This is a genomic window from uncultured Caballeronia sp. (genome assembly GCF_964243625.1).
GTDB lineage: Bacteria > Pseudomonadota > Gammaproteobacteria > Burkholderiales > Burkholderiaceae > Caballeronia.
In genome coordinates, this window is the sequence record NZ_CAXTGZ010000175.1 from 1 (window position 1) to 10,514 (window position 10,514).

The window sequence follows — 10,514 nt, forward strand, 5'->3', positions numbered from 1 at the left end:
CACCGGCATCCGGCCGCGAGCGCCAGCCATGCATGACGATTATCCCCGGCTACGATGCCGAGATCGTACGGTCCCGAACGCAACACGGCCCTGACCGAGCGCTGGTCGCGCGGATCGAAGGGAATCACATCGATACCGAACGGCTTGCCGGCGTAAAGTGGCACGATCGGCTTCGGACAGGTCAGCACGATCTGCGCATCCGGATGTTGGGCGCGCAATTTGGCGATGAGCGGCGTCAGCAGCAGCGTGTCGCCAAGCAACAAGTGATGCGCAATCAGGACGCGCCTCACCACCTGCGGCTTCCGGCGCAACGGCTTCAACGTCAGCCGGGGCAATGCGCGGGTCATGATGCGCATGCGTCCAGAAAGTCGGCTCATCGGACAGCGTTCCTGCTTGAGAATTAGAGTGTGTGGGTTGCGATCGATACACGCCAGGAACCACGCCCATTCAGCGAACCCGGCAATAGAGGCGGTTCAGGCCCGGCTAACCGTTCACAAACGCCACACTACGAGGCCCGCCGCAGCGATCTCCTCCAGCGGCAAGGTCGACTTCACGTCGGCGAAAACGGCGCCCGGTTTCGCCAGCGCGATCAATGCGCCCGTATTTTGCAGGAAATTGCGATGCGGCACCGCGAGAACAACAAGATCGGCCTGTTCCAGCGCATCGAACGCGGTCAGCGACGCGCCGTATTCGGTAAAAGCTTCCTCCGGGTCCGCGAGCGGATCGTGGAGCTGGACGTTGAGACCGTAGTCTTCCAGGTGATGAACAATGTCGATCACCTTGGAATTGCGCAGGTCCGGGCAATTCTCCTTGAACGTGAGCCCGAGCACGACCGCCTTCGCCCCCAGCGGCGCGCGGCCGGTCCGGATCAGCGTCTTGACGGCGCGCTCGGCAACAAACCGTCCCATGCCGTCGTTGACCCGTCGTCCCGCCAGGATCACCTGCGGCGTATAGCCTGACACCTGCGCCTTGTGCGTCAGGTAATAAGGATCCACGCCAATGCAGTGACCGCCCACCAGACCGGGCGTGAACGGCAGGAAGTTCCATTTGGTGCCGGCGGCGTCGAGCACTTCGCGGGTATCGATATCGAGGTAATCGAAGATGATCGCCGCCTCGTTCATCAGCGCGATGTTCAGGTCGCGCTGGGTGTTTTCGATCACCTTCGCGGCCTCGGCCACCTTGATGGACCCGGCGCGGAACACGCCCGCCGTCACCACGGAGCCATACACCTCGGCGACCAGGTCGAGCGTCCTTGCATCCGACCCCGAGACGATCTTCACGATATTGCAGAACGTGTGCAGCTTGTCGCCCGGGTTGATGCGCTCCGGGCTGTACCCCACCGTGAAATCCGTGCCGAAGCACAAGCCCGATTCGCGCTCGAGAATCGGCACGCAGATTTCCTCGGTAACACCGGGATAAACCGTCGATTCGTACACCACGATGTCGCCGCGCTTGAGCGCCCGGCCGACCGTTTCGGAGGCGCGGATCACCGGCTGCAGGTCCGGCTGCGCGCCGGCGCTGATCGGAGTCGGCACCGCGACGATGTGGAAGTCGGCTTGCTTCAGGCTCTCGACGCTGTCGGTCAGTTCGATCTGCGCCCCAGCCAGTTCGTCGCGGCTGACCTCGCCGTTGCGGTCCAGACCCGCGCGAAGGTCGGCGAGCCGGTTCGGGCTGACGTCGAAGCCAATCGTGCGGCGCTGCATGCCAAAGGCAACGGCGACGGGCAAACCCACATAACCCAGGCCGATAACGGAGACGTGTCGATCATGCATGGCGATAATTACTCGTAAGTGTCGGAACTCGCGTGGGTCCGAATGCGTCGCCGCGGCGGCTGCTTCGGTCCATCGTCATTTGATTTTCAGGTAAAGGCGGCTGAGAAGCGGCCGGCTGTGAACCCACAGGCGGCTTTTCAGCCACGCAGCGGGTTTGTCGCGTACGTCGAGCCGGAAGATATGACCCGGATCACCGCGCTGGACGTTCGTGCCCGGTTGCACCGTGTAGAGATGCCGGAACCCCGCGGCGGCGGCCTCTTCTTGATAGTCGGTATCGAAATAACCCTGCGGCCAGCAAAGATGATCCGATGCCTCGCCGAGATTCCGTTCGAGCGTCGTGCGGGCTTCTAGCAAGTCATATCGCAGGCTGGCGCGTCTGACAACCGGGTCCGCGCTCACCCGATCCCAGCGCGTATGCGTGTGCGTATGGCTGTGGAATTCGAACGTTCCGGCCTGGCGCATGGCGTGAATCTCGGACCAACGGACGATCACCTTGTCCGTTTCACCTGCCTCGATCGCCGCCTTCGATGCCGTATGCCCCAGCAACTCGGGCAGGTCCGGCAATGCGCTCGCCGAGTTCGAACGCACGGGGCCGTCGTTGATCCATCCCGATACCAGGAAACCGAGCGCCCTAAATCCGTGTAGTGCGAGCACCGGATGTGCGTGCACCCAGTTGTCGAGATACCCGTCGTCGAAGGTGAGCACCACGGACTTCTCGGGCACCGGCTCGCCTGCAAGATACGCGCTGAAAGCGCTTGCACCCAATGTCGTGTAACCCTTGCGCGCGAGCATCGCCATCTGGTCCGCGAAATTCGCCGGCGATACGGTCACTGCGCCCGCCGCCGGGCTCACATGGTGATACATCAGCACGGGCACGGCGCGCGCCGTCTTCATGCGAGGCCCCGCTCGCTCAGGCTGCTCACATAAAACGCAGCCATTTCGTTCGCCATGGTGTCCACCGAAAAACGCGTCTGCGTGATGCGCAAACCGGCATCGCCCATACGGCGGCGGTCGTCGGGGGCATCGGCCAGGCGCAGCAGGGCGGCGGCGAGCGCCCGGTCGTCGTGCGCCGGAACGAGCAGGCCGTTCACGCCGTCGTCGATAACCTCGGGCACACCGTCCACCGCCGTGCCGATCACAGGCAGTCCTGCAGCCATGGCCTCGATAAACGACGTCCCCAGCGCCTCCTGATGTGTCGGCAGCACGAACAGATCGAAGCCTGCCAGCACATTGGGGATGTCGCGGCGCAGCCCGAGCATATGAATGTGATCGGCAAGACCGTTGTCCTGCACGCTCGCGCGGATTTCATTGAAGAGAGGACCGTCACCGGCGAACACAAAATGCAGGTTCGGACGCTGTTGGATCAAAGGTTTCGCAATCCGGATCAAATCCGCGTGGCCTTTCTTGTCGCGCAGGATTGCGACCGTGCCGGCGATTACCGCGTTCTCTCCGAGGCCAAGTTCCGCGCGCAGCGTGGATGCCGCGCGGCTCACCGGCGGTGGTTTCGCGATACCCGTATAAATGGTCACGACGTCGTTTTCCGGCACGCCTTCGGATACCAGATAACGCCGCACCGACTGGCTCACGGCGACCACCTTGTGCGGCAGCCATGTGTACGTGGCGCGCGAGGTGATGGCAAGCGCGAGATGGCGCGTGCGCACGATCAGCGGCGTACCTGCGAGACGCGCGGCAGCGCCGCCAAGCAGGCTGTCGCGGCCACTGTGCGTATTGAGCACGTCGAAACGGCGTTCCTTCAAAAGCTGCCGAATGCGCGCGACCGCGCTCACGTCCACGCCCGATCGCATGGGTGTGGTGTGAATCGTGAAGCCTTCCGCGCCGAGCCGCTCGCCGAGCCGCGCGCCCGGAACACAAACGAGTTCCAGCGTATGGCCGCGTTCACGCAGCGCAAGCATTTCCTTGAATGTGCGATGTTCCTGACCGCCCCACCCGTTGGACGATTCGCTGTGCAAAATTCTCAGCGGTTTCATTGCAGTGATGGACTCCGTTTGATCCTGACGTGCCGCTGCTTGCCCCAGGCGGTTGTATTGTGAGTTTCGGCGCTGAGCCGGGCAGGCCGAGTCTGGTATAACGATGTCCAGCTTCGCAGACTTCAGGCACGCCAGACCGCCTGATGCCTGGTGCTCGATGTGCACTTCAACCAGTCTTGCAGCCATGCACGATCTGGTGCAGCTCACGGCATAAATTGCCGCGACCGCGACTATAAACGCAGCACTCGCGGCCGGTGCTTTTAGCGTCAAATTATAGCAATTCACGTACCTTTTTCACGCCCCATGACCCGCCCAACGCTCGGCATCGCCCTTATCACGTTCAACGCTGCGGCCCGACTCGCGCAATGCCTCGAGGCAGTCGCGTTCGCCGATGAAATCGTCGTGATCGATGGCGGCAGCACCGACGCCACCGCCGGGATCGCCGAGGCGCATCGTGCCCGTGTGATAGACGCGCCGGACTGGCCCGGCTTCGGCCCGCAGAAAAACCGCGCGCTCGATGCGCTGACAACAGACTGGATATTGTCGATCGACGCCGATGAAATCGTGTCGCCCGAACTGGGCTTGGCGATCCGGGAAGCGCTCGCCAAGCCACAGGCCGATGTCTACGCGGTCGACCGTTTATCGAATTTTTGCGGGAACTGGATTCGCCACAGCGGCTGGTATCCGGACTGGATTCCCAGGCTCTTCAAACGCGGCACGGCGCGTTTCTCCGATGATCTCGTGCACGAGCGGCTCGTGCTCACACAACCGGACGCAACAAAGGTCGCGCGCTTGAACGGCAAGCTGATGCATTACTCTTACGAGGACTTCGAGACCGTGCTGCGCAAGCTCGATACGTACTCGACGGCCGGTGCACAACAACGTCACGCGGCGGGCAAGCGCGGCAGCTTCAGCACCGCGGTGCTGCGCGGCGCATGGGCGTTCGTGCGCACCTATTTCCTGCGCCGTGGTTTTCTCGATGGCCGCGCCGGTTTCATGATCGCGGTGTTCAACGCGCAGACCGTGTATTACCGCTTTCTCAAACTGGCGCAGTTGAACCAGCCGCACTGACGGCGAGTTCCAGCAAGGCGCTGACGTGCGCCGCGATGCTCGTGTCGTAGAAAATGGATTCGGCCGACACATTCGCCCGTTTTGCTCCAAGCGCGCGCTGCACCGCGCGACGCAGATCATCGGCATTGCCGGGCTGAAACGTGAATTTGGCGTTGTCAGCAATCGCGCTGACGCAGCCGATGCTCGTCGGGAAAATCACCGGTGTTCCGCACATCACCGACTCGATACCCACTAGCCCGAACGGTTCATACGAAGATGCAAGAATCGTGAAGTCCGCCGCCCGATACGCGTCCTCGATGTTCTTCGCGTATCCGATATATCTGAGCGTTTCCGATGTCTGCACAGGCGGCCTTCCCGCGATTGCGATCACCACGGGCAAGCCGCTGTCGCGCAACGCCGCTTCGATCAGCGGCAAACCCTTGCGCTCGTGACTACTGGATGGAAACAGCAGGATGATCTCGTTATTGGCGAAACCGAACTGCTTGCGCAGCTCCACGCGTTTTTCGGCGGATACCGGCGAGAAACGCGCGCCATCCACGGGCGGATAAAGCACACGGATCTTCGAATCGGGCACGGCGTAGAGCGCGCGCAACTCGTCGCGCATCATCTCCGAGTGCGCGACGATCACCGTGGCCTGCTGATACTGCAAACGCTCGATCTTGATCTGACGGGTGTCAGAGGGACGTTCATGACGTCCGGTCGCGGCCAGGAAACCGATGTGCGTACCGCCGCAAATCGCGATCTCCGACGACTCCACGCGATTGCAGCCAATCAGCACATCGACTTGCGCCTTCTTGCGCGCACGCTTTAACGCCCAGTTGAAATAGGAATCGCGCAGCTTGGATGGCAGCAAGGATACGTTGATCCTGTGCGCCGCAACCATCGCGCTTTCGGGCTGAGAAGTGTCGATCTTGCGGGCAAAAAACGCCGGCTTGCGCTCGCCTGCGTAACCAGCCGCGTTGAGCCCGCGAACCAGGTCCAGCGCGTAACGCTCGAGGCCGCCGCTTTGTTTGAGCGCATTGGCGGAGATGCCGAGACTTGGCCGCGCGTCGGTCCCGGCGCGCATCAATAAACGATTTCGATGGAGCTTCCCGCGAACTCTCCACGCAACGCCGTAATGAGGTCGTCGGTTGGTTTCACCCGCCATTCGTCGCCAAGCCGCACTTCGCCTTCCGCGTGCTCGCTTCGGTACAGGATGCTCACGTTCAGGCCATTCGGGATTGGAACCGGCACGCGCTGACCGCGGCCGCCGCCATCGCGATCACCGCCTCTGAAGCCGCCCCGCGATGAGGGCTGAACCGCAGCGGGCGCCGCAGCCTGCTCGGGCGGTGCGCTATGCGCTTCCAGCACCTTCTTCAATCGCAAAGCGTCCGCGTTGCCGTTCATTTCGACCTTCACGGATTGCGCGTATTTGCTGCGCGCGCGCTCCAGATCCATTGCCGCTTCAACCGTAAAACGAATGCCGCCGGTGAACGCGTCGTTGCGCGCCTGACCCTGCACGACCAGCAACTCGTCTTCCTTGTAGAGCGCCTTGTTCGCCTCGAACTGCTCGTTGAACACAGTGACTTCGCACTGGCCGGTGCCATCGTCGAGATTGACGATCAGCATCTTGCCGCGCTGGGTCATCTGCGTGCGCATGGTCGTGATCACGCCCGCAACCAGCTTCTCGCGCCCTTCCTTCAACTCGCCGATCTTCTGGCGGACGAAACGGCGGACTTCGGTCTTGTAGGCGTCGAAGAGATGGCCCGACAAATAGAAACCCAGCGCGCTCTTCTCTTCCTGCAAGCGCTTCTTGTCCGACCACATGGGTTCGTCGACGAGTTGGTGACCTTGTTGCGGTTCGTCGCCCATGTCGAAGAGACCGGACTGCATGGCGTTCGCCGCGGCCTGATCCGCCGCTTCCATGGCGAGCGGCACCGATGCAATCAGTTGCGCCCGATTGTCATGCAGCGAATCGAACGCGCCGGCGCGAATCAGCGCTTCCACCGTGCGCCGGTTCACCATGCGCCGATCCACGCGTGTGCAGAAGTCGAAGATATCCGTGAACGGCGCTTCGTCGCGCGCCCGCAAGATCTCTTCGATAGCACTCTGCCCGCTGCCCTTCACCGCACCGAGTCCGTACCGGATGGTCTTCGAACGCTTGCCATCGGCTTCGGGCACTGGCTCGAACCGGTACGCCGACTGGTTGATGTCCGGCGGCAACACGACCATCTTGTTGACGAGGCAATCCTCGAACAGGATCTTGACCTTGTCCGTGTCGTCCATGGCGAGCGACATGTTGGCCGCCATGAATTCGGCTGGATGATGCGCCTTCAGCCACGCCGTGAAATACGCGAGCAACGCGTAGGCGGCCGCGTGCGACTTGTTGAAACCGTAGCCGGCGAACTTCTCCATCAAGTCGAAGATTTCGTCGGCCTTTACCGCGGTCAGTCCATTCTTCGCCGCGCCCTGCCGGAACAGTTCGCGATGCTCAGCCATTTCCTCGGCCTTCTTCTTGCCCATCGCGCGACGCAGCAAGTCGGCGCCACCGAGCGAGTATCCGCCGATGATCTGCGCCATCTGCATCACCTGCTCCTGATAGACCATGATGCCGTAGGTCTCTTTCAGGACGGATTCCACGCGCGGGTCCGGATACTCGACGATCTCGCGGCCATGCTTACGCGCGCAGAAGCTCGGGATCAGGTCCATCGGGCCCGGTCGATACAACGCCACCAGCGCGATGATGTCCTCGAACCGGTCAGGCTGCGCGTCCTTCAGCATGCCCTGCATGCCGCGGCTTTCAAGCTGGAATACGGCGACCGTATTCGCTTTCTTAAGGATCTGGAACGAAGCGGGATCGTCTAGCGGAACCTGCGACAGATTCCAGTCTTTCTTCGATGGATCCAGCCGGCGGATATACCGTTCAGCCCAGTCGAGAATGGTGAGCGTGGTCAGGCCCAAGAAGTCGAACTTCACTAGCCCGACCGCCTCCACGTCGTCCTTGTCGTACTGGCTGACCACACCGCCGTCTTCGCCCTGCGTGTAGAGCGGGCAGAAGTCCGTGAGCTTGCCCGGCGCGATCAGCACGCCGCCCGCATGCATGCCGACGTTGCGCGTGAGCCCTTCCACACGCTGCGCCAGCTCGATCAACTGATGCACTTCGTCTTCGTTGTCGAAGCGTTCCTGCAGCGTCGGCTCTTCCTTCAACGCGTCCGCGATGGTCACGTGCTTGCCCGGCTTGAACGGAATCAGCTTGGCGATGCCATCGGTGAACATGTAGCCCAGATCGAGCACCCGTCCAATGTCGCGCACGGCGGCCTTCGCGGCCATCGTACCGAACGTCGCGATCTGCGATACGGCGTCAGCCCCGTACTTCTGCTTCACGTATTGAATGACGCGGTCCCGCCCTTCCTGACAGAAGTCGATATCGAAGTCAGGCATGGACACGCGGTCCGGATTCAGGAACCGTTCGAACAGCAGGTTGTACTTGAGCGGATCCAGGTCGGTAATGAACAACGCATACGCGACGAGCGAGCCGGCGCCCGATCCCCGGCCCGGGCCGACCGGCACGCCATTGTTCTTCGCCCACATGATGAAGTCGGCGACGATCAGGAAGTAGCCCGGGAAGCCCATGCCAATGATGGTCTTGCACTCGAATTCCAGGCGCGCGTAATACGTCTCGCGCTGCGCTTCGCGTGCGGCTTCGTCGGGGTAGAGCTGGGCCAGGCGTTTCTCGAGCCCTTCCTTCGACAAATGCACGAGGTAGTCGTCGAGCGACATGCCGTCGGGCGTCGGGAACAGCGGCAGTTTCGGCTTGCCGAGTTCGAGCTTGAGATTGCAGCGCTTCGCAATTTCGACGGTGTTCGCCAATGCCGACGGAATGTCCGCGAACAACGCGCACATTTCCTCTTGCGTACGGAAATATTGCTCGGTCGTAAAGCGCTTCTGGCGACGCGGATTGGCGAGCATGTCTCCTTCGGAAATACACACGCGCGCTTCGTGCGCCGTAAAGTCGTCCGGCGTCATGAACTGCATGGGATGCGTGGCGACGACCGGCAGCTGCAACTGCGCGGCGAGCGCGACGGCTTGCTGAATATAGGTCTCGCCGCCCGGGTGTCCCGCCCGCTGCAACTCGATGTAAAACGCACTCGGGAACAGCTTCGCCCAGCGCTCTGCGTGACGTTGCGCTGCCTGGTCGTTACCGGCGGCGAACGCCATGCCGATGTCTCCATGCTGCGCGCCTGACAGCGCCAGCAATCCTTCCGACAACCCGCCTTCGAGCCATTCGTACTCGACTTCCGCGCGTCCGCGATACTGGTTCGTCAGCCACGCTTTCGACAGGAGTTCGCACAGGTTCAGATAACCGCGCTGATTCTTGACGAGCAAGAGCAAACGCGCGGGCTTGTCGCGATCCGCCGGATTGGTGATCCAGACGTCGCAGCCGGCAATGGGCTTCACGCCCTTGCTGCGCGCTTCCTTGTAGAACCTGACGAGGCCGAATGCATTGCCGAGATCGGTCAGCGCGAGCGCGCCCTGGCCGTCCTTGGCTGCGGCCTTGACGACGTCGTCAAGGCGCACGATGCCGTCGGCAATCGAGAATTCGGAGTGAACACGAAGATGGACAAAGCGGGGATCTGACATGAACGATATTGTACATGCGCCTATTCGCGAAAATAGCCTCCAGAGCGCGCGTTAGCCATTCGACCTATGGTTCCGCAAGATCGATCCGCATGATGAAAAAAGTGCCGCATCGACGTGTACTCGTTAGCCGAACGGCCGAGTCGGAAGCGCGGGCCGTTTGCGGGATAATACGGATTCGACAGATGCCGTTTTCGCTCGTCGAACCCGCTTTTTCGCCCGGCAACGCCCGTTTTCAAGCACTTTAAGAGCATTTGCGTCATGAGCATCATCAATCTTTCGGCATATAAATTCGTGAGCATCGAGAGTGGCGCCGACTGGCGGCCGCTGATCGTCGAGCGCTGCGCGGCGCTTGGCCTTCGCGGGACGATCCTGCTCGCGCCCGAGGGCATCAATCTGTTTGTCGCGGGCGCGCCGGAACCTATCCATGCATTCATGCACTACCTGCGCACGGACGCGCTCTTCGAAGGCAAATTCGCGGATTTGGAATTCAAGGAAAGCATCTCGGCCACGCAGCCGTTCGGCAAGATGCTAGTGAAACTCAAGCGCGAGATCATCACCATGAAAAAGCCGGCGATCAAACCGGAACTTGGCCGTGCGCCGTCCGTCCCCGCGGCCCGGCTCAAGTCGTGGCTCGACCGTGGACATGACGACGAAGGCCGTCCGGTCGTGATGCTCGACACGCGCAATGCGTTCGAAGTCGACGTGGGCACGTTCGATCAGGCGCTCGATTACCGCATCGATAAATTCAGCGAATTTCCGGACGTGATCGAAGCGCACCGCGCGGAACTGGAAGGCAAGACGGTGGTGTCGTTCTGTACCGGCGGAATCCGCTGCGAGAAGGCAGCGATCCACATGAAGGAAGTGGGCATTGACCACGTGTATCAGCTCGAAGGCGGCATTCTCAAATACTTCGAGGAAGTTGGCGGCGCGCATTACCATGGCGAGTGTTTTGTGTTCGATCATCGGACGGCGTTGAACGCGGCGCTCGAGCCGGCGGCAAATCCGCAAAGTGGCGATGCCACAGACGCGGAAGACGAAGCCGCAAACAGCGACGAAGCGCACG

The 10,514-nt window shown here is 61.7% G+C and carries 7 protein-coding genes and 1 pseudogene; 2 read left to right on the top strand and 6 right to left on the bottom strand.

Translation table 11 applies throughout. The annotated features are described in order from the left end of the window. From ACFFAR_RS14050 to ACFFAR_RS14065, 4 genes and pseudogenes are all read right to left on the bottom strand, one after another. Positions 1-377: pseudogene (locus ACFFAR_RS14050) on the bottom strand (heptosyltransferase); the annotation flags it as partial. Between the two features lie 114 nt (positions 378-491). Continuing rightward, positions 492-1,772, bottom strand: a complete 1,281-nt coding sequence (locus ACFFAR_RS14055) for a nucleotide sugar dehydrogenase (protein ID WP_061998977.1) — start codon at positions 1,770-1,772, stop codon at positions 492-494. 75 nt (positions 1,773-1,847) lie between these two features. After that, entirely contained in the window at positions 1,848-2,666 is an 819-nt protein-coding gene (locus ACFFAR_RS14060) for a polysaccharide deacetylase family protein (RefSeq protein ID WP_174365470.1), read from the bottom strand. Further along, positions 2,663-3,760, bottom strand: coding sequence for a glycosyltransferase (locus ACFFAR_RS14065; RefSeq protein ID WP_375508027.1), 1,098 nt, complete (start codon positions 3,758-3,760; stop codon positions 2,663-2,665). Before ACFFAR_RS14065 ends, ACFFAR_RS14060 begins: the two co-directional genes overlap by 4 nt. Before the next feature lie 303 nt (positions 3,761-4,063). Here ACFFAR_RS14065 and ACFFAR_RS14070 point away from each other — a divergent pair, with 303 nt between their 5' ends. Further along, complete coding sequence (locus ACFFAR_RS14070) at positions 4,064-4,831, top strand: glycosyltransferase family 2 protein (RefSeq protein ID WP_086380136.1); 768 nt, start codon at positions 4,064-4,066, stop codon at positions 4,829-4,831. Here ACFFAR_RS14070 and ACFFAR_RS14075 read toward each other — a convergent pair. Next, the gene (locus ACFFAR_RS14075; RefSeq protein ID WP_174363588.1) at positions 4,800-5,897 is read right to left on the bottom strand and encodes a glycosyltransferase; all 1,098 of its coding nucleotides are present in this window, start codon (positions 5,895-5,897) and stop codon (positions 4,800-4,802) included. The genes ACFFAR_RS14070 and ACFFAR_RS14075 overlap by 32 nt on opposite strands. Beyond that, the gene (gene dnaE / locus ACFFAR_RS14080; protein ID WP_174363590.1) at positions 5,897-9,460 is read right to left on the bottom strand and encodes a DNA polymerase III subunit alpha; all 3,564 of its coding nucleotides are present in this window, start codon (positions 9,458-9,460) and stop codon (positions 5,897-5,899) included. The genes ACFFAR_RS14075 and dnaE overlap by 1 nt, the downstream gene beginning before the upstream one ends. A 249-nt stretch (positions 9,461-9,709) precedes the next feature. On the opposite strand from dnaE, the gene ACFFAR_RS14085 reads away from it, so the two are divergent. Continuing rightward, a partial coding sequence (locus tag ACFFAR_RS14085; protein ID WP_174363589.1) for a sulfurtransferase occupies positions 9,710-10,514 on the top strand: 805 nt, incomplete at its 3' end.